Annotated in this window: 17 protein-coding genes; 10 read left to right on the top strand and 7 right to left on the bottom strand. The window is 65.9% G+C overall.

Annotation, left to right across the window (positions count from 1 at the left end):
• Window positions 1-37: 37 nt before the first annotated feature.
• The gene (locus OVA31_RS04985; protein ID WP_267629995.1) at window positions 38-1,156 is read right to left on the bottom strand and encodes an NDMA-dependent alcohol dehydrogenase; all 1,119 of its coding nucleotides are present in this window, start codon (window positions 1,154-1,156) and stop codon (window positions 38-40) included.
• 32 nt (window positions 1,157-1,188) lie between these two features.
• Window positions 1,189-2,685 carry an aldehyde dehydrogenase family protein gene (locus OVA31_RS04980; RefSeq protein WP_267629994.1) on the bottom strand — a complete coding sequence of 499 codons (1,497 nt, stop codon included), beginning with the start codon at window positions 2,683-2,685 and terminating at the stop codon, window positions 1,189-1,191.
• Between the two features lie 174 nt (window positions 2,686-2,859).
• Between OVA31_RS04980 and OVA31_RS04975 the strand changes: the two genes are divergently transcribed.
• On the top strand, window positions 2,860-3,996 hold the full coding sequence (locus OVA31_RS04975; RefSeq protein WP_267629993.1) for an HPP family protein: 1,137 nt from the start codon (window positions 2,860-2,862) through the stop codon (window positions 3,994-3,996).
• A 35-nt stretch (window positions 3,997-4,031) separates the two neighbouring features.
• On the opposite strand, the gene OVA31_RS04970 is transcribed toward OVA31_RS04975, so the two are convergent.
• Window positions 4,032-5,459: a helix-turn-helix domain-containing protein gene (locus OVA31_RS04970; protein WP_267629992.1), complete on the bottom strand. Its 1,428-nt coding sequence runs from the start codon at window positions 5,457-5,459 to the stop codon at window positions 4,032-4,034.
• A 309-nt stretch (window positions 5,460-5,768) separates the two neighbouring features.
• On the opposite strand from OVA31_RS04970, the gene OVA31_RS04965 reads away from it, so the two are divergent.
• The 8 genes from OVA31_RS04965 to OVA31_RS04930 all read left to right on the top strand — a co-directional run bounded on the left by OVA31_RS04965 (window position 5,769) and on the right by OVA31_RS04930 (window position 13,945).
• Window positions 5,769-6,665, top strand: coding sequence for an exodeoxyribonuclease III (locus OVA31_RS04965; RefSeq protein WP_267629991.1), 897 nt, complete (start codon window positions 5,769-5,771; stop codon window positions 6,663-6,665).
• 181 nt (window positions 6,666-6,846) lie between these two features.
• Window positions 6,847-7,074, top strand: a complete 228-nt coding sequence (locus OVA31_RS04960) for a glycine zipper domain-containing protein (protein WP_267629990.1) — start codon at window positions 6,847-6,849, stop codon at window positions 7,072-7,074.
• 176 nt (window positions 7,075-7,250) lie between these two features.
• Window positions 7,251-8,186: a hypothetical protein gene (locus OVA31_RS04955; RefSeq protein ID WP_267629989.1), complete on the top strand. Its 936-nt coding sequence runs from the start codon at window positions 7,251-7,253 to the stop codon at window positions 8,184-8,186.
• A gap of 383 nt (window positions 8,187-8,569) precedes the next feature.
• A complete protein-coding gene (gene rpsL, locus OVA31_RS04950) occupies window positions 8,570-8,941 on the top strand; it encodes a 30S ribosomal protein S12 (protein WP_007619326.1) in 372 nt (123 codons plus the stop codon).
• A gap of 6 nt (window positions 8,942-8,947) precedes the next feature.
• Window positions 8,948-9,418: a 30S ribosomal protein S7 gene (gene rpsG, locus OVA31_RS04945; protein WP_164308625.1), complete on the top strand. Its 471-nt coding sequence runs from the start codon at window positions 8,948-8,950 to the stop codon at window positions 9,416-9,418.
• A gap of 86 nt (window positions 9,419-9,504) precedes the next feature.
• Window positions 9,505-11,610 (top strand): elongation factor G, encoded by a 2,106-nt coding sequence (gene fusA / locus OVA31_RS04940; protein WP_267629988.1) that lies wholly within the window; start codon window positions 9,505-9,507, stop codon window positions 11,608-11,610.
• Between the two features lie 119 nt (window positions 11,611-11,729).
• On the top strand, window positions 11,730-12,920 hold the full coding sequence (gene tuf / locus OVA31_RS04935; RefSeq protein ID WP_267629987.1) for an elongation factor Tu: 1,191 nt from the start codon (window positions 11,730-11,732) through the stop codon (window positions 12,918-12,920).
• Window positions 12,921-13,117: 197 nt separating this feature from the next.
• A complete protein-coding gene (locus OVA31_RS04930; RefSeq protein ID WP_267629986.1) occupies window positions 13,118-13,945 on the top strand; it encodes an SDR family oxidoreductase in 828 nt (275 codons plus the stop codon).
• 91 nt (window positions 13,946-14,036) lie between these two features.
• Here OVA31_RS04930 and OVA31_RS04925 read toward each other — a convergent pair whose 3' ends face one another.
• The 3 genes from OVA31_RS04925 to OVA31_RS04915 all read right to left on the bottom strand — a co-directional run bounded on the left by OVA31_RS04925 (window position 14,037) and on the right by OVA31_RS04915 (window position 16,221).
• Entirely contained in the window at window positions 14,037-14,777 is a 741-nt protein-coding gene (locus OVA31_RS04925; RefSeq protein WP_267629985.1) for a FadR/GntR family transcriptional regulator, read from the bottom strand.
• Window positions 14,778-14,990: 213 nt separating this feature from the next.
• Window positions 14,991-15,293 carry an EthD family reductase gene (locus OVA31_RS04920; RefSeq protein ID WP_267629984.1) on the bottom strand — a complete coding sequence of 101 codons (303 nt, stop codon included), beginning with the start codon at window positions 15,291-15,293 and terminating at the stop codon, window positions 14,991-14,993.
• 10 nt (window positions 15,294-15,303) lie between these two features.
• Window positions 15,304-16,221: an alpha/beta hydrolase gene (locus OVA31_RS04915; RefSeq protein WP_267629983.1), complete on the bottom strand. Its 918-nt coding sequence runs from the start codon at window positions 16,219-16,221 to the stop codon at window positions 15,304-15,306.
• A gap of 174 nt (window positions 16,222-16,395) precedes the next feature.
• On the opposite strand from OVA31_RS04915, the gene OVA31_RS04910 reads away from it, so the two are divergent.
• Window positions 16,396-17,292 carry an SMP-30/gluconolactonase/LRE family protein gene (locus tag OVA31_RS04910; protein WP_267629982.1) on the top strand — a complete coding sequence of 299 codons (897 nt, stop codon included), beginning with the start codon at window positions 16,396-16,398 and terminating at the stop codon, window positions 17,290-17,292.
• Between the two features lie 23 nt (window positions 17,293-17,315).
• On the opposite strand, the gene OVA31_RS04905 is transcribed toward OVA31_RS04910, so the two are convergent.
• Entirely contained in the window at window positions 17,316-18,533 is a 1,218-nt protein-coding gene (locus tag OVA31_RS04905; RefSeq protein WP_267629981.1) for an MFS transporter, read from the bottom strand.
• Window positions 18,534-18,743 lie beyond the last annotated feature (210 nt).

The raw sequence follows: 18,743 nt of genomic DNA, 5'->3' as shown, positions 1-18,743 counted from the left end.
GATTCGTCGTGTCCGGGCCGGGGTCGGTCGCGGTCGATCAGGCGTCGTGGATGATCACACCGCGAATGTTCTTGCCGTCGCGCAGATCCTGATAGCCCTCGTTGACCTGGTCGAGGGTGTAGGTCTGGGTGATCAGCTCGTCGAGCTTGAGCTGGCCCGCGTCGTAGAGGCGGAGCAGTTTGACGATGTCGTACTGCGGGTTGGCCGAGCCGAACAGGCTGCCCTTGATCGTCTTCTGGTTCAGGGTCAGGTCCGTTCCGGACACATGCACGGTCAGCTTGGTCGGATCGGCCAACCCGGTGATGACCACCGTGCCGCCCTTGCCGATCACGGCTGTCGCGTTCTGCACGACCTCCTCGTTGACGGTGCCGACCAGGATGAGTGCCTGATCGGCGCCCTGTCCCCAGGTCAGTTCGTTGACCTTGGCCGCAGCCTCGGCCGCATCGGCAAAGGCATGTGTCGCACCGAATTTGATCGCCGTGTCCCGTTTCAGGGCCACCGGATCCACCACGACGACATGCTTGGCACCCGCCGACACCGCGCCTTGCACGGCATTGATGCCGAGGCCGCCGATGCCGTAGATGACGCAGGTGTCGCCCGCGCGCACGCCGCCCGCGTAGACCGAGGTTCCCCAGCCCGACGGCACGCCACACCCGACGAGGACCGCCTTGTCCAATGGCAGCCACTCGTCGACCTTGACCACCGAGTGCTGCGAGATCGTGGCCCGCTCGGCGAATGTCCCGAGCATGCACATCGCTCCGAAATCGTCTGCGCCGGAGTGGAAGCGGAACGATCCGTCGGGCATCGACCCCTCGAGGATGGTGGCGCCCATGTCGCACAGGTTCTGTCGACCGGTCGAGCAATAGCGGCAGGTCCCGCAGTTGGGGATGAAGCTGCAGACGACGTGATCGCCTGGCTTGACCTTGGTGACGCCCGGGCCGACCGCTTCGATGATGCCGGAGCCCTCGTGGCCGCCGACGATCGGATAACGGGGCGGCAGGTCGCCGTCGGTCAGGTGGAGGTCGGAGTGGCAGAGTCCGGCAGCGGTGTACTTGATCAGCACCTCGCCGTCCCTGGGCTCCTCGAGATCGAGTTCGACGAGTTCGAACGGCTTGCCTGGGCCGGTGAGTACGGCCGCCTTGGTGGTGATGGACATGTGTGGTTGCTCCTTTGCGGATGGGTGTCGGCTCAGAGCGCGACGTTGACGGCCTTGGTCTGGGTGTACAGATCGATGGCGGAGCTGCCGAGTTCGCGACCCCAGCCCGACTGCTTGTACCCGCCGAACGGCATCGCGGTGTCGAAGCCGTTGTATTGGTTCACCCACACCGAGCCGGCCTTGATCTGCCGGGCGGTCTTGTGGGCCTTGGACAGATCGGTGGTCCAGATGCCTGCGGCCAGTCCGTAGATCGAGTCGTTGGCGGCGGCGGCCACCCCGCTGTCGGCATCGAACGGGAGAGCCGCCACCACGGGACCGAAGATCTCCTCCGACACGATCGAGAAGCTCGGCTCGACATCGACGAAGACGGTCGGTTCGATGAAGAACCCCTCGTCGCCCCAACGCTTCCCACCGGTGAGTGCGCGGGCGCCGTCGGCCAGTCCGGCGGACAGGTAGCCCGACACACGATCGAACTGTTCCTGGCTGATCAACGGTCCGAGTTCGGTGGCCGGATCGAGGCCGGGGCCGATCTTGGCCTGCGATGCCGCCTCGGCGACCGCGGCCGTGAAGTCGTCGAAGATGGGTCGTTCGACGAAGAGTCGGGTGCCGGCGACGCAGCACTGGCCGTGGTTGAACATCCACGCCGCAACCGATCCGGCCACGGCCTTCTCGAAGTCCGCGTCGGCGAACACGATGTTGGGGCTCTTCCCGCCGAGTTCGAGGGAGACCTTCTTCAAGTTGCCCTTCGCGGCCTCGACGATCTTCTTGCCGACCTCGGTGGAACCGGTGAAGGCGATCTTGTCCACGTCGTCGTGGGCGGCCAGCGCGGCACCCGCCTCCCCGTAGCCGGTGACGATGTTGACCACGCCGGGCGGGAATCCCGCCTCCTGGAAGATCTCTCCGAGGAGCAGCGCGGTGAGCGGGGTCTGCTCGGCGGGCTTGAGGATGACGGTGTTGCCCGCGGCGAGCGCAGGCGCGAGCTTGAACGCGGCCATCAGCAGCGGGAAATTCCACGGCACGATCAGGCCGCACACGCCGACGGGTTCGCGCAACGTGTAGGCGTGGAACTCGCCGCCGGGGACGAACGGCATCGACACGTCGACGGTGCTGCCGGTGATCTTGGTGGCGAGTCCGGCGTTGTACCGGAAGATGTCGGCCGACCACGCCATGTCGACTGCCGTCGCGACGGTCGCCGCCTTGCCGTTGTCGAGGGCCTCGAGTTGCCCGAACTCCGTCGCCCGCTCGCTGAGGAGGTCGCCGACCTTCCAGATCAGACGCTCGCGCTCGTTGGGCTTCATGCGTGACCACGGGCCGGTGTCGAAGGCCTGCCGCGCCGCACGGACCGCCCGGTCGATGTCGGCTGCGTCGCCGTGCGCAACCGATGTGATCGGTCGGGCGGTGGCCGGGTCGATGGTCTCGAAGGTCCGTCCCGATTCGGCGAACACCCACTCACCGCCGATCAGCATCGGTCGGTCGCGGGATATGAAGTCGCGTACCCCGTGGAGCAGTTCGGTGGCAACGGCGGTCATGAAACCTCCTGGTCAGGTGGCGAGATCTGAGTGATCTGGGTCATAGATGTGACCTGCTTCATTTCTGCCACCGATGGGACCGGCCGCCCTGTCCAGAATCTGAACACCGGGCTGAACAGACCAATGAGGTGCCCGTTAGCGTGGTCACTCGACAATCGCGCCCAGAGGAGACCGATGAGAGACAGCGCATCCGGAAGGGTCCGCCTTGCCGTCCGCAGCATGGGACCCGCCGGTGTCTCCGGTCCGCCGCGCGAGGCATTGCGCGCCGGCGTCGGTTCGGCGCTCGGCCTCGCGGTCATCGGCGCGATTCTGGTGAGTTCGAACGTGGACCTGCAGTCGGGCCTCTACCTGATCGCACCCTTCGGCGCGACCGCGGTCCTGATCTTCGCCGCGCCGAGCAGCCCACTCGCGCAGCCGTGGCCCGCGGTGGTCGGCAACACGCTCTCGGCGGTGATCGGTGTGGGGGTGACCCTGCTTGTCCCGATCGCATTCGCGAGGGTCGCACTGGCGGTCGGGCTCGCGGTGGCGGCGATGATCCTCGTTCGTGCCGTTCATCCGCCTGCGGGTGCAGTCGCGATGACGGCGGCGCTGTCACCGGATGCGATACATGCCCTCGGTTTCCGGTTCGCGGTGACACCGGTCGCGCTCGGCACGGCGCTGCTCGTGGTGGTGGCGATCGTCTACGCACGGGCAACTGGCAGGCACTATCCGTTGCGCCGTTTCGATCCCGAACCACCGCCCGTCGAGAGGCTCGGCCTCAGCGAGGACGAGCTCACCGGAATCCTTGCGCGCTACCGGCAGTCACTCAATCTCGGCGTCGCCGATCTGGCCAGGTTGATCGGGGCCGCGGAACTGCAGGCGACAGCCCATCGCGTTGCCCCGGCCGACGCCGGTGACGTCATGTCCCGGGACCTGGTGACGGTCGGGCCCGAGACGTCGCTCGCCGACGTCGCCGAACTCTTCCGCGTCCACGGATTCACCTCGCTACCGGTCGTGCGGCCATCAGGGGAATTCGCTGGTGTGGTCTTCCAACTCCATCTCGCCGTACGTCTGCGCGACCCGGCATCGGACCGACGAGGAGAGAGGTTCCTCGGCCGCTGGACCAATCGTCGGATGGCATTGTGCGCCGCGGACGTCATGGCGACGGACCTGCCGTTCGCGGCGGTGGGCACGCCGGTGGCGGCGATGCTGCCGATGCTCTCGGACGGTCACAGCGCTGCCGTCCCCGTTCTCGACGGCGCGCGGATCGTCGGGATCGTCACGCAGACGGACCTGATCGCAGCACTGGCGCGGCAGTCCCTGAGCGTCTGAGCCGATCCGACGCGGGAACCGGCGACGACGGCTGGTCAGATGCCCAGGGCACGCATCCGTGCGTACAGGGTGGTGCGGCTGATCCCGAGGTCGCGGGCGGCATGCACCTTGTTGCCGGCGGCACGGTCGAGAGCGTCGACGATCGCTGTCCGTTCCGCCTGCTCGCGGCCCGAGAGGTGGGCGGCGCGACTCGTGGTGCGATAAGCGGTGGGCAGGTCGCCCGGCTCGACGACCCGTGCCGCCCGGTCCGCACATGCCGAGGCCGACTGCCGGAGAACAGCATTCAGCTCGGCGAAGTTTCCGGGCCAGTCCTGGCACAACAAGGCGTCGGTGGCCTGCCCGGACAGTGAGAGTCCTGGATCGATCTCCGTCAGCATCGCGGAGGCGAGCGCCGCGAGCTCGGAGGTGCGATGTCGCAGCGGTGCGAGGTCGATGCGCGTGACACAGCGGGACAGCAGGGCCGCGACACCGGAGCCGACGTGTTCGCGCGGTCCGCTCACGACCACCAGTGGAGCCTCCCGGGTGGCCTGCGCCGCCGCCTTGCCGAGGATCGCGACCGACCGGTCGTCGAGCAGATCGGCGCCGTCGACGATCAGCGGCGAGCACTCCTCGCGGGCGAGTGCGAGCGCGGCGAGGACGTCGGGGTGACGTCCGGCGATCAACTCGTCGGCGACGTCGAGGACCATCGGCGGGACCGTTGCGTCCTGCGCGACCGATCGCGCGTGGGTGCTCCGGCCGGTGCCCGGTTCGCCGGTGACGGCCACGCTGCACGCAGGCGCCGTGGCGATCACGGACGGTGGGGTCGGGGTGGCGACGATCGGGCGGAAGCGGAACAGCGCCGCTCCGCGTGCGCCGGTGACCGGCTCCACCTGGACTTCCACGTCGATGCCGGACACCAGAGTGAGCGGCATGGCGGTCTCGCGCAGACGGGGATCGGCTGCGACCATGCGAAGGGCGCCGATATCGGTGGGCGACAGCAACTCGGCCGCCAGCGCGTTCGTCAGTTGGAGATCGTCGCCGATGGCGGCGACCGCGACGTCTCGTCGCGGCGCCGCGCGCTGGAACGCGTCGAGCACTCGTCGCTGATGCGCCCGGGAACGATCCAGCAGGCGGTCGGCGATGTCGGCCACGATCCCGTTGACGAAGGGCACCGCCAGCGGGTTGATCTGGTCGGAGATCTCCGTCATGCAGATGATGCCGGCCAGTCGCCTGGTCGTCGGATGGATGATCGGCTGACCGAAACAGCTCAGCGACTTGAACTGCTCCAGGTAGTGCTCGCGCCCGTTGATCGCGATCCCGCCGCGGATCTCGGCGGGCGTACCGAGGGCCGTCGTACCGACCGTGTCCTCGCCGAACGGCACACCGGGTGCCGCTCCCACATCGTCGAGCCTGCGTTCCAGCGCACTGCCGGACGCCACCCGGGACACCATCCGGCATTCGTGGTCCACCAGCAACAGGCTCATGTCCGTGTCACCGAGCCGCGTGGCGGCGTCGTCGAGGACCGGTCGGGCGGCATCGAGCAGGGGATCGGCCGACGCGATGTCGACCAGGGTGGTCGGGGTCGCGTCGTCGGGGCGAACCCCGGACAGGGCCGATCGACGCCACGAGTGCTCGATGACCGGGCGCGGGGGTGACGATTCGGAGGGGTGGGCGAGTGGGTCGATGCCCTAACGTGACACACATCACCCCGCCGCGCCAGCCCCTTGGGCCCTCTGCTCGCGATGACCGGCAGGCCGTCGGCGGGTGGGGTGCCCGCGACTACGGTTGACACCATGCGCGTCGCGACCTGGAACGTGAATTCGGTCAAGCAACGGATCCCGCGATTGTTGCCCTGGCTCGATCAACGAGCGCCCGACGTGGTGTGCCTGCAGGAGACCAAGCTCTCCGACGACGCATTCCATGACGTGCTGGGCGCAGACCTCGCGGAGCGCGGCTATGAGATCGCCCATGTGGGACAAGGACAGTGGAACGGCGTCGCCATACTGTCGCGGGTCGGCCTCGACGACGTCCGGTCGGGCTTCGACGGGGTACCGGGTTATCCCGAGCCGGACTCGCCGACCGAGGCGCGTGCGGTGTCGGCCACCTGCGGTGGGGTTCGGGTGTACTCCCTCTACGTACCCAACGGCCGGGAGCCCGACTCGGACCACTACCGCTACAAACTGGAATGGCTGGCGCGTCTGCGTGACGGTGTCGCCGCTGCATCGGGTGACGCCACCGCCGACAACACGATGCTCTGCGGCGACATGAACATCGCGCCGACCGATGCCGATGTGTTCGATCCGGCTGCCTACGAAGGCCATACGCACGTGACGGTGCCGGAGCGCCGGGCGCTCGCCGGTTTCGACGAGTTGGGTCTGCGCGATGTGGTCCGCGACCGGTGGCCCGACGACCGGGTCTTCAGCTACTGGGATTACCGGGCCGGGATGTTCCACAAGGACCTGGGGATGCGGATCGATCTCGTTCTCGCCGGTGGGCCCGTCGCCGATCGTGTCGCATCGGCGTGGATCGACCGGCAGGCGCGCAAGGGCAGCAAACCCAGTGACCATGCACCGGTCGTCGTCGATCTCGACAATGCGCCCGACGGCGACATCGGCCCGGTCGTGCCGCCGCCGTCGAACCCCGCGAAGCGTGGCGCCGCGAAGGTGAAGCTGCCCCAATCGACCGAATAGCCGTGGCTCCGAGCGGAGTTCGCCGCTGTCGTCTCATCGGTCGACGGCATCTTCTCGCCGACCGCGGCGGGCACCGGGTTGCAGGTCCGCAACATCAAGGGGCAGGTCGTGGGGTCGATGCCGCTCGTCGGCACGATGGACGGCCACCCACGCGGCCGAGAAGCAGAAGGCCAAGCCGCGTGTGAAGCGCATCAGCAAGCAGCAGCGCTACGACATGATGTGGAGAGAACTGAACGCGGGCTGGAAGGGGAACACGCCCCTGTACACGCTGATCGGTGGCCTGATCGGTTTCCTGATCTGGACCGTACCCGGAGCCGCGATCGGTGCGGCCATCGGCGCCTACCTCGGCTACCAGACGTCCAATCCCAAGGCCTGGCCGTCCATCGTCACGTGGTGGAACACGCCGTAACGGCGGTATCGAGATCTGCTCCGGTTCGGGCCGGCCCGGTGCACTCGGGGCCGGCCCGAGCCTTGTGCGTGTCGACGGACGGAGAATCCGCGAAAAGCCTGTCGGGTCACCGGAGGTGCGTATCCAATGGATGGCATCGGTCTTGTTGATCCGGCGGACGGCGAAGGGGCCTCGGTATGAACAACGTCGGCATGAGCATGGTCGAATCCGGCGTCAAGAAGCTCAGGGAATTCGCCGACGACCACGTGGACCCGCGACGTCGCGGCGACACCATCGACACGTACCGCAACATCCGGGTCGGGATGATCTCCCTGATCCTGATGCTCGGGGTGGCCATCGCCATCGACAGCATCGAGGAGGGCCGGGTCGAGTCGTCGATCAGCCGGTACTACTACACCTCGGTCCATGCGGTCTTCATCGGCGCACTGTGCGCGATGGGCGCGATGCTCATGGCGTACAAGGGTCGTTCGGAGGTCGAGGACGTCCTGCTCAACTACGCGGGGTTTCTCGCGTTTCTGGTCGCGTTCGTCCCGACACCCTTCACGGGCGACCAGCGGGCGCTCACGAGCCCGGACTGGGTCCGGTGGAACGTGTGGGCGGCCTTCGCCGCCACCGCCGCCGGGCTCGTGCTGTGGTTCGTTTTCGGCAGGCTCCGGGGTTACGCCTCCTCGCCGCATCGGACGTGGATCGGCATCGTCGCACGGTGCCTCGGCGTGACGGCGGTGATCCTCGTCGTCGTGCGGCTGTTCGGGCACTGGACCTGGATCCCCGGTTCGACCCACGACGTCGCCGCGGTGTCGATGTTCGTCGGCCTCATCCTGGTGGTGGTCTTCAATGGCCTTGCGGCACTGGCCGACCGCGAGGGTGGGGGAGCGCGCTCGTGGTATCCGTGGGCGTATGCGGCCATCGCCTTTGTGATGGCTCTGACACTCATCGGCATCGTCTGGATCGGCCCGGTCGGCGCGTCGTGGTTGTTCTGGGTCGAGGTGGTGCTGCTCGCCGAGTTCGCGGCCTTCTGGGTTGTGCAGACCCTCGAGCTCTGGGACGACGAGGAGTCGGCGGCCCGCGTCGAGCGGCAGCATGCGGAACAAAGTTCCGCAGGCGTCCGTTGACCAACCCGATGGGTCACCCCGGGTTCACCATCCGTTGGTCGTCGTCGAGATGGGTGAATCCGTTTTTTGACCTGTGCAAACTCGATCGGTAGAGTGGATCGCCGGTGCCCGGCACATGCTGGGCCAGTCCGCATGCCCGGCAACCGGGCGATCGCGGCCTGACAAGCGAAACCGCGATCGAGTGTCTGACACGCCCGACCTCGGGGTAGCGATAATGTACTGACCAGCACATACGGGCTGGTGGGGCGAGTTGTGGAAGCAACGGGATCGAATTCTGATCCTCGGCGCTTGCCCGGAGCACAAACCGCGACATGACAACTACAAGCCCGCCGACAGCGTTGACGAGACGCAGGCGGGGACTGCCGACAAAGGAAGAACACCTAGTGCCAACGATCAATCAGCTGGTCCGCAAGGGCCGTCACGACAAGGCCGCGAAGACCAAGACCGCGGCCCTCAAGGGGAGCCCGCAGCGTCGCGGCGTGTGCACCCGCGTCTACACCACCACCCCGAAGAAGCCGAACTCCGCGCTGCGAAAGGTCGCCCGTGTGCGCCTGACCAGCTCCGTCGAGGTCACCGCTTACATCCCGGGTGAGGGTCACAACCTTCAGGAGCACTCGATGGTGCTCGTCCGCGGTGGTCGTGTGAAGGACCTCCCGGGTGTTCGCTACAAGGTCATCCGCGGCTCGCTCGACACCCAGGGTGTCAAGGACCGTAAGCAGGCCCGCAGCCGTTACGGCGCGAAGAAGGGGAACTGATAAGTCATGCCACGTAAAGGACCCGCACCCAAGCGCCCCCTGATCAACGACCCGGTCTACGGTTCGCCGCTGGTCACCCAGCTGGTCAACAAGATCCTGCTGGACGGCAAGAAGTCGACCGCCGAGCGCATCGTCTACCAGGCGCTCGAACAGGCCCGCGACAAGACCGGTACCGACCCCGTCGTCACCCTCAAGCGCGCGCTCGACAACGTCAAGCCGACCCTCGAGGTCAAGAGCCGCCGCGTCGGTGGCGCCACGTACCAGGTGCCGATCGAGGTCAAGCCGAACCGCGCCAACACCCTCGCACTGCGTTGGCTGGTGACCTTCAGTCGCCAGCGTCGCGAGAAGACCATGGTCGAGCGTCTCGCCAACGAACTGCTCGACGCCTCCAACGGTCTCGGCGCTTCGGTCAAGCGTCGCGAGGACACCCACAAGATGGCCGAGGCCAACCGGGCGTTCGCGCACTACCGCTGGTGATCTCGACGTCGGGCCGGCGATGGATCATCATCGGCCCGACGCTCACCACAACCAATTCAGCTCTAGCGAAATTGCGAGGCAATTAAGTGGCACAGGAAGTGCTCAGCGACCTGAACAAGGTTCGCAACATCGGCATCATGGCCCACATCGATGCCGGCAAGACCACCGCAACCGAGCGAATCCTCTTCTACACCGGTGTCAACTACAAGATCGGTGAGACCCACGACGGTGCGTCGACCACCGACTGGATGGAGCAGGAGAAGGAGCGGGGGATCACCATCACCTCCGCAGCGGTGACGTGCTTCTGGAACAACAACCAGATCAACATCATCGACACCCCCGGGCACGTCGACTTCACCGTCGAGGTGGAGCGCAGCCTACGTGTTCTCGACGGTGCGGTCGCCGTGTTCGACGGCAAGGAAGGCGTCGAGCCGCAGTCCGAGCAGGTCTGGCGGCAGGCGGAGAAGTATGAGGTCCCGCGCATCTGCTTCGTCAACAAGATGGACAAGCTCGGTGCGGATTTCTTCTTCACCGTGCGCACCATCGAGGAGCGCCTGGGCGCGAAGCCGCTCGTTCTGCAGTTGCCGATCGGTGCCGAGGACAACTTCGACGGCATCGTCGACCTGATCGAGCAGAAGGCGATCACCTGGCGCGGCACCGTCGAGATCGGCGCTGAGCCGACCTTCGAGGAGATCCCCGCGGATCTGGTCGACCAGGTCGCCGAGTACCGCGAGAAGCTCATGGAGACCGTCGCCGAGAGCGATGAGGCGTTGCTGGAGAAGTACTTCGGTGGGGAGGAACTGACCACCGAGGAGATCAAGGGCGCGATCCGCAAGCTGACCATCGGCCGCGAGTACTACCCCGTGATCTGTGGCTCCGCGTTCAAGAACAAGGGTGTCCAGCCGATGCTGGACGCGGTGATCGATTACCTGCCGTCGCCGCTCGACGTTCCCTCGGTCGAGGGTCACGCCGTGGGCAACGAGGAAGAGATCCTGTCGCGCAAACCGTCGTCGGAAGAGCCGTTCTCGGCTCTGGCGTTCAAGATCGCGGCTCATCCGTTCTTCGGCAAGCTGACCTTCGTCCGCGTGTACTCCGGCCACGTGACGCCGGGCACCCAGGTGCTCAACGCCACCAAGGGCAAGAAGGAGCGCATCGGCAAGCTGTTCCAGATGCATGCCAACAAGGAGAACCCGGTCGACGAGGCCTGGGCCGGTCACATCTACGCGATGATCGGCCTGAAGGACACCACCACCGGCGATACCCTGTGCGATTCGAATGCGCCGATCGTGCTCGAGTCGATGAGCTTCCCGGACCCGGTCATCAACGTCTCGATCGAGCCGAAGACCAAGTCCGACCAGGAGAAGCTCGGCACCGCGATCCAGAAGCTCGCCGAAGAGGACCCGACCTTCACGGTGTCGCTCAACGACGAGACCGGCCAGACCGTCATCGGCGGTATGGGCGAGCTGCACCTCGACGTGCTGGTCGACCGCATGAAGCGGGAATTCAAGGTCGAGGCCAACGTGGGCAAGCCGCAGGTCGCGTACCGCGAGACCATCAAGAAGAGCGTCGACAAGCACGAGTTCACCCACAAGAAGCAGACCGGTGGATCGGGGCAGTTCGCCAAGGTCATCATCAAGCTCGAGCCGCTGGTGGACGCCGAGGACGGCGCCACCTACGAGTTCGACAATGCGGTGACCGGTGGTCGCGTTCCGCGTGAGTACATCCCGTCTGTGGATGCCGGCGCGCAAGACGCGATGCAGTACGGCGTGCTCGCCGGTTACCCGCTGGTCAACTTGAAGGTCACCCTGCTCGACGGTCAGTACCACGACGTCGACTCCTCGGAGATGGCCTTCAAGATCGCCGGTTCGCAGGCCCTCAAGGAGGCCGCGCGGATGGCGAGCCCGGTCATCCTGGAGCCGATCATGGCCGTCGAGGTCACGACTCCGGAGGACTACATGGGTGACGTGATCGGCGACCTGAACTCCCGCCGTGGCCAGATCCAGGCCATGGAGGAGCGCAGTGGTGCCCGTGTCGTGAAGGCGCAGGTGCCGCTGTCGGAGATGTTCGGCTACATCGGAGACCTTCGGTCGAAGACCCAGGGCCGGGCAAACTACTCCATGGTGTTCGACTCCTACGCGGAAGTTCCCGCGAACGTGTCGAAGGAGATCATCGCGAAGGCCACCGGCGAGTAAGTCGGTCGCCCCCGCGACATGCGCCGGCCACATCACAAGCGGGCGCAACAACGTAAGTAACCGAACAGAGCTGTTGGGATCCACCCAACAGAGCAACAACAGTCCAGGAGGACAATCAAGTGGCGAAGGCGAAGTTCGAGCGGACCAAGCCGCACGTGAACATCGGCACCATCGGTCACGTCGACCACGGCAAGACCACGCTGACCGCGGCCATCACCAAGGTGCTGCACGACAAGTACCCGGAACTCAACCAGAGCTTCGCGTTCGATCAGATCGACAAGGCTCCGGAAGAGAAGGCTCGTGGTATCACGATCAACATCTCGCACGTGGAGTACGAGACCGAGAAGCGTCACTATGCGCACGTCGACGCTCCCGGTCACGCGGACTACATCAAGAACATGATCACCGGTGCGGCTCAGATGGACGGCGCGATCCTCGTGGTCGCCGCCACCGACGGTCCGATGCCGCAGACCCGCGAGCACGTGCTGCTGGCCCGCCAGGTCGGTGTGCCCTACATCCTGGTCGCCCTGAACAAGGCCGACATGGTCGACGACGATGAGATCATCGAGCTCGTCGAGATGGAGGTCCGCGAACTGCTGGCCGCCCAGGAGTTCGACGAGGAGGCCCCGGTGGTCAAGGTCTCGGCGCTGAAGGCGCTCGAGGGCGACGCCGAGTGGACCAAGTCGGTCGAGGAGCTCATGGCTGCCGTCGACGAGTCGATCCCGGACCCGGTCCGCGAGACCGACAAGCCGTTCCTGATGCCCGTCGAGGACGTCTTCACCATCACCGGCCGCGGCACCGTGGTCACCGGTCGTGTGGAGCGCGGCGAGGTCAACGTGAACGAGGAAGTCGAGATCGTCGGCATCCGCGACAAGTCCACCAAGACCACCGTCACCGGTATCGAGATGTTCCACAAGCTGCTCGACTCGGCACAGGCGGGCGACAACGCCGGTCTGCTGCTGCGCGGCCTCAAGCGTGAGGACGTCGAGCGCGGTCAGGTCATCGTGAAGCCGGGCACCACGACTCCGCACACGGAGTTCGAGGGCCAGGCTTACATCCTGAGCAAGGACGAGGGTGGTCGTCACACCCCGTTCTTCAACAACTACCGTCCGCAGTTCTACTTCCGCACCACGGACGTGACCGGCGTCGTGACCCTCCCCGAGGGCACCGAGATGGTCATGCCGGGCGACAACACCGAGATGAGCGTCAAGCTCATCCAGCCGGTCGCCATGGATGAGGGCCTGCGCTTCGCGATCCGCGAGGGTGGCCGCACCGTCGGTGCCGGCCGCGTCACCAAGATCAACAAGTGATCTGGTAATGCACTGACCGTTTAGGTCTGCACGAGGGCCCCGCTCCGAAACTCGGAGCGGGGCCCTCGTCGTGGTATTGCGCTTCGTGCGCCGGCCCATCGAGATTTCAATCTATGCGTATGATTGGTATTATCTGAGTCACCAATGCGTCGAGGTGTGATCCACCTCGGTTCGAGCGATTTCTAGTGGAGGACGACATGGGACGATTCGACGGTAAGACGGCACTGATCACGGGCGGCGCTCGCGGACAAGGTCGTTCGCATGCGTTGCGGCTGGCCCGTGAGGGCGCCGACGTCGCGATCCTGGACATTGCTGCCCAGGTCGAATCCGTCGTCTACCCGACGTCCACGCTCGAAGACCTCGCAGCCACTGAAGCCGAACTCAAGGAGTTCGGCGGCAAGGTGCTGGCGATTCAGTGCGACGTGCGCGACCAGACTCAGGTCGAGACTGCGGTCAAGCAGGTCGAGACCGAGTTCGGCGGCCTGGACATCGTCCTCGCCAATGCGGGTGTCATGGCCAGCTACGGCAAGAAGAAGCACGACATGGCCGCCTGGGACGACTCAGTCGCGATCATGCTCAACGGCGTCTACTACCTGCTGCGTGCGGTGACCCCGGGATTCGCCGAACGCAACAACGGCGGCGCGATCGTCATCACGGGCTCGACGTCGAGTTACATCGGCGTCGCGTACAAGGAGGAACTCCTCAACCCCGGCCAGATGGGCTACGGCGCCGCGAAGAGCGGTGTCCTGTCGCTGATGCGAAACTTCGCGATGGCGCTCGGCAAGTACGGCGTGCGGGTCAACACCGTGATCCCGGCCGGTGTCGCCACCAAGATGATCAAGAACGAGTTCTTCGAGGCGGATCTCGCCGACGACGCTCCCGGCGGCTGGATGGCGAATGTCATGAACCGCGGCCCGGTGGAGCCGGAGGAGATCACCAACGCGGTGACCTGGCTGTGTTCGGATGAGGCGCGGTTCGTCACCGGGCAGTCGCTCGCGGTCGACATGGGCACGCTGCTGCTCTGATCGTCAGTCCGTCGGCATTGCTGCGAAAGGCCCCGCTCCGGGTTCACCGGGACGGGGCCTTTCTGCGAGGTGCTGCGGCTGTCGGCGGGGGCTACAGGTCTCGATCCCACCGGACCACGGATCTGATGATGTCCGGGAATTTCTTCTCCGCATACGAGAGGTAGTCGTCGATGTGCTCGCGCATCGCCGCCATCGACGCCCCGGCGTCGCGTTCGCTCATCGCGGTGTAGATCGATTCGTGTGCGGCCAGCGTGGCCTTACGACGGGCCTGCGGAAAGTCCATGCCGACGATGGTGCCGTTGGTGACTTCGAGCAACGAATCGGCCAGGTAGCCGAGCAGTGGGTTGTCCGTAGACCAGGCGATGATGTCGTGGAACTCCTTGTTGGCTTCGAGGAATGCCCGCCGGTCGCTGCGCAGTGCCGACTTCATCTGTTCGACGGTGGCGCCCACTTCGGCGAGGCGCTCATCGGAGATGTTGGCGGCGGCCAACTGGGTGATCACCGGCTCGATGGAGAGGCGTGCCTCGAAGATCGATCGAAGTGGCGCGTTTCGCAGCTGCATGAGGAGTACGAATGCGCCGGACAGGAACGCGCCCGTGGGCTCCTGCAGCACCGGGCCGCCACGCGGGCCGGGCTTCATCACGACGACGCCCTGGAATTCGAGCAGCCGCAACGCTTCGCGGAGTGTGCCCCGACCGATCTGGTACTTCTCGACCATGATCTTCTCCGACGGCAGGAGGTCGCCGGGGCCCAAGCCCGCGTCGAGGGCCTCCTGAACAATCCGCTGACTGAAGACGACCGCGGCTTTGGGGGACCTCGCTGGGCCGGTCATCGGACGGCCTCTTCTGAACCAGTGCAGCCTCCGGTGTGCATTCGATTCCCCTGACGGACAGTTTCCGCAGGACACTCCTGTGGAACGATGTGCATGATTACGCCATTAGGGTACTGTCATCGACTTCAGAATTGGGTGCACCGCGCCGATGTGAGCAGCCGACGCGACGAGCGCCGGCCGCTGTGGGGCAGTTGTCCGGTATGCCGATCGGGTTCAGGCGATATTCACTTCGTGCATGTCGACGACGGCCCCCGCGCCGGCGAAGTTCGGCATGTCGGCGGTTCCGGCCTGCCCCTCGGGGGAGCTCAGGCCGGCGATGGCGGCTTCTTTTGACTCGAAGGACAGGACGCCGACGACGAAGTGTTCGGGCGCGGTGCCGTCGAGCGTCTCGCAGACACCCCATTCGAAGCTGGCGCCCGGCATCGTCGCGGTCAGCGGAGCGTGCACGGCGCGGTAGTGCTCGAGGAACTGCTCGGGATCGGTCGGGTGGTTGTAGCTGACGGTGATACGGAACATGGCGTCTCTCCTACTGGGCGTCGAGGTGGGCGGTCACGGCGGCGTTGACGTATTCGACGCCGGCCGCGGAACCTGGAAGGATGTTGACGAACTGAAAGAAGCCGTGCATCTGGCCCTCGAAGATCCGCAGCTGCACCGGCACGCCTGCAGCCTGCAGCTTCGCGGCGTACGCCTCGCCCTCGCCGCGTAGCACATCGTATTCGGCGATCAGCACGATGGCCGGAGCCGTTCCGGTCACGTCGCCCTGTAGGGGGGACACGTTCGATTCGGAGCGCATGCTCTTGTCCGGGATGTAGAGATCCCAGAACCAGTCCATCGACTTCTTGTCGAGCATCAGCTGATTTGCCGGATCGAGGTAGGTGGCATTTTCGGTGTTGCTGTCGGTGACCGGGTACACCAGGATCTGGAAGGAGATGTGCGGGCCGGCCTCGGCCACCGCCTGCTGCGCGACGACGGCGGCGAGATTGCCGCCTGAACTGTCGCCGCCCACGAGGAGCGGCAGGTCGCTGAACCGTGCGGCGGTCCACTTCGCGACGTCCCACGCGTCGTTCGCGGCGGCCGGGTAGACGTTCTCCGGCGCGAGTCGGTAGTCAGGGAGTACGACGATGCAGTCGGTCCCCGCCGCGAGCTGTCGGGCAAGGGTGTCGAACTGGTCGGGCGTGCCGACGACCCAGCCACCGCCGTGGTAGTAGACGAGGACGCCGCGCGGATTCTTCGAGGGGGTCAGGACGCGGACCGGGATCTGATGGCCGTCGGCCGCGTCGACGGTGACGTTCTCCACGGCTTCCATCTCGGGCCCGGGACCGTACAGCTCGATGAAGCCGTCGTTCATCGAGCGGACCTCGTCGGGAGTCATCTCGTACAACGGCTTGCCGCCGCCCTCGGCCGCTTGCGCCAGGAATCCTGCGGTGGCTTCGTCCAAACTCATCTGATCTGCCTTGTCGTCGGGTGCGCTAATTGGGTTATTGATGCTCATCATAATGATGAACTCATCAGAGTGTCAACGGTCACACTCGTGGTTGTGTTGGGTTGAAAACTATGTGCATGATTAGGGTGAAGTTGGCCCGAACGGGGCCGGTGAACTCTCAATCTAGGAGAACTGATGACGAACGAGTCGGCGGTCACCACGGTGGTCGACGGACGTGCCTTCCTGGAGTGCCCGCGATGGCGGGACGGCCGACTGTGGGTGTCGGACCTTTACGCTCACGAGGTGCTGTCGATCGGCTCCGGTGACGATGCGCGCGTCGAGCTGTCGATCGACGACCAGCCGTCGGGGCTCGGGTGGCTGCCCGATGGACGGATGCTGATCGTGTCCATGGTCGACGGCAAGATCCTGGTCCGGGAGAACGCCGACGACCCCGCGTCGGCCGCGGTGCACGCCGACGTTTCCGCACTCGCGACCGGCAAACTCAACGACATGACAGTCGATGAGCAGGGGCATGCGTTCATCTCGACGTTCGGTTTCGAGTTCCGATCGCGGTCGTACGTCGAATCCGCCGTCCTCATTCATGTGGCCCCCGATGGGACGGCGGAGGTCGCGGCGAACGATCTGCTCTTCCCGAACGGGTCGGTGATTCTCGGTATGCCCGACGACGAGGTGCGGACGTTCGTCGTCGCCGAGAGCATGGGCAACCGGCTCACCGCCTTCGACCTCGATCAGGCCGGAAAGCTCACCGGCCGTCGGGTGTGGGCGGCGTTCGGACCCGAGGTGCCGCGGTCCTCGGTCCGGGATGCGATGGCGGCGTCGCAGGTCGCGCCGGACGGCATCTGCCTCGGCGACGACGGCACCATCTGGGTGGCCGACGCACTCCATCAGCGCGTCATCCGGGTGGCCGAGGGCGGCGAGATCCTCGACGAGAAACGGTTCGGGACCGGCGTGTTCGCGTGCGCCATCGGAGGAGCGAACGGCGATGTCCTGTACGGGTGTGCGGCACCGTCGTCGTCGGAGCATCAGCGTCGGGACACCCGAGACGCCAGTCTGCTCGCCGTTTCCATCTGACCGGGTGCCGCGCCGACGAGGTCTCACAGTCGGCGCGGCCACCGGCCGAAACCGAGCACGATCGTCACGCCGCACAGGGTGACGAAAACGGCCGCGGTGAACAGCAGCCCGCTCACGATGTCGGTCGACGTCGCGATCACGCCGGTGGTCACCGATAGGACGCCGGTGAATCCGTAGGCGACCGAGGCGTACTGCGAGGCGGTTCGCCCCTGCTCGACCGGGTCGAGGCCCGCGGTCACGATCTTGAGCCCGTTGTTGTAAGCGAAACCCTGGCCGATGCCCCAGACGAGGCAGCACAGGAGGGCAATCGGCAGGCTGTCGGCCCAGACGCCGAGCACGCAGAGGAATGCCCCCACGGCGATCGCGGTGGCGGTCACCGGTGGACGGATCGAACCGATGACCATCGGTGCGAGGCAGGCCGCGCCGATCAGCACCATCGGACCGAGTGCGGTCAGGATGATCGACGGTGAGCCGGTCATGTCCCGGAAGACGGTCGGCAACAGCGCCACCACGATGCCGCCGATCGCCCAGCCTGCGGTGCCCAGGGCGAATCCCGCGAGACGCAGCCGTTGCGGATAACGGTTCGTCCCTGGTTCGTCGGGCAGCTGCGCTGCGGGTTCGCCGCGGTTGCCGATCAGACGTTGCACCTCGCTCCCGACTCGTTGTTGCAGCGCGAGCAAGGCGGACCCGGCGGCCACGAGCAGCGCGATGTGGATGTAGTAGATCGTCGTCGTCGGGCCGGGGAGCAGATCCGCGACGACGGCGGACACCGCGATGCCGCCGAAGGAGCCGGCCAGCGTTCCGGTCGCGGCGATGGCGCGGCCGCGTTCGCCGCGGGTGGCCAGGACGAGCGTGGCGGCAGATCCGGTGCCCAGGGCGACCGAAATGCCGACCAGAACGCGGCCGACGAACAGCCATCCGACGTTGTGATTGCCTGCGAGCAGTGCGATGTCGCCGGTGAGTGAGAAGACGAGGGCGACGGGGAGCACGCGTGTCGAGTACCGCGCCAGCTCGGTGCGGGAGAGCAAGGTGAGCGTGGCGACGAGTCCGGCGAGGTAGGCGGCGAACAGTGCGGTCACCGTGAAGGTGCTGAGCTGCAACTGGTCGCGGTACACCGGCAGCAGGGGGCCGGGGATGTTGGAGCCGACCACGAGAAGGCAGAACGCAACGGTTGCGGTCAGCCCGTACCGTGTGACGGACCGCGGCGGGCCCTCGGTTGGCGCGTCGACTGGCGGGTTCACCTGCGTTGATTCTGCGCCGTTACCCACGCTCGCGTGCTTCCTCAGAGTTCACTCCCATACTCATATCATGATAATGGTTAGCGTGATTAGGGCATCAAATCGAGGATTGTGAAACTTCCTGCCCGTTATTCTGGACAGTGTTTATGATAATAGTTATTGTGATTGCGGTCACGAGATGAACCTCACCGTGACCGCTGTCGGTGGTACGAA

The organism is Gordonia sp. SL306 (genome assembly GCF_026625785.1).
Lineage (GTDB): Bacteria > Actinomycetota > Actinomycetes > Mycobacteriales > Mycobacteriaceae > Gordonia.
The sequence above is the reverse complement of the archived record's forward strand: the minus strand, read 5'-3'. Positions and strand labels throughout refer to the sequence as shown.

Bases quoted from the DNA above. Each gene is read 5' to 3' on its own strand.
- OVA31_RS04985 (WP_267629995.1), bottom strand. From the start codon at position 1,156: ATGTCCATCACCACCAAGGCGGCCGTACTCACCGGCCCAGGCAAGCCG.
- OVA31_RS04980 (WP_267629994.1), bottom strand. From the start codon at position 2,685: ATGACCGCCGTTGCCACCGAACTGCTCCACGGGGTACGCGACTTCATA.
- OVA31_RS04975 (WP_267629993.1), top strand. From the start codon at position 2,860: ATGAGAGACAGCGCATCCGGAAGGGTCCGCCTTGCCGTCCGCAGCATG.
- OVA31_RS04970 (WP_267629992.1), bottom strand. From the start codon at position 5,459: ATGAGCCTGTTGCTGGTGGACCACGAATGCCGGATGGTGTCCCGGGTG.
- OVA31_RS04965 (WP_267629991.1), top strand. From the start codon at position 5,769: ATGCGCGTCGCGACCTGGAACGTGAATTCGGTCAAGCAACGGATCCCG.
- OVA31_RS04955 (WP_267629989.1), top strand. From the start codon at position 7,251: ATGAACAACGTCGGCATGAGCATGGTCGAATCCGGCGTCAAGAAGCTC.
- rpsG (WP_164308625.1), top strand. From the start codon at position 8,948: ATGCCACGTAAAGGACCCGCACCCAAGCGCCCCCTGATCAACGACCCG.
- OVA31_RS04930 (WP_267629986.1), top strand. From the start codon at position 13,118: ATGGGACGATTCGACGGTAAGACGGCACTGATCACGGGCGGCGCTCGC.
- OVA31_RS04925 (WP_267629985.1), bottom strand. From the start codon at position 14,777: ATGACCGGCCCAGCGAGGTCCCCCAAAGCCGCGGTCGTCTTCAGTCAG.
- OVA31_RS04920 (WP_267629984.1), bottom strand. From the start codon at position 15,293: ATGTTCCGTATCACCGTCAGCTACAACCACCCGACCGATCCCGAGCAG.
- OVA31_RS04915 (WP_267629983.1), bottom strand. From the start codon at position 16,221: ATGAGTTTGGACGAAGCCACCGCAGGATTCCTGGCGCAAGCGGCCGAG.
- OVA31_RS04910 (WP_267629982.1), top strand. From the start codon at position 16,396: ATGACGAACGAGTCGGCGGTCACCACGGTGGTCGACGGACGTGCCTTC.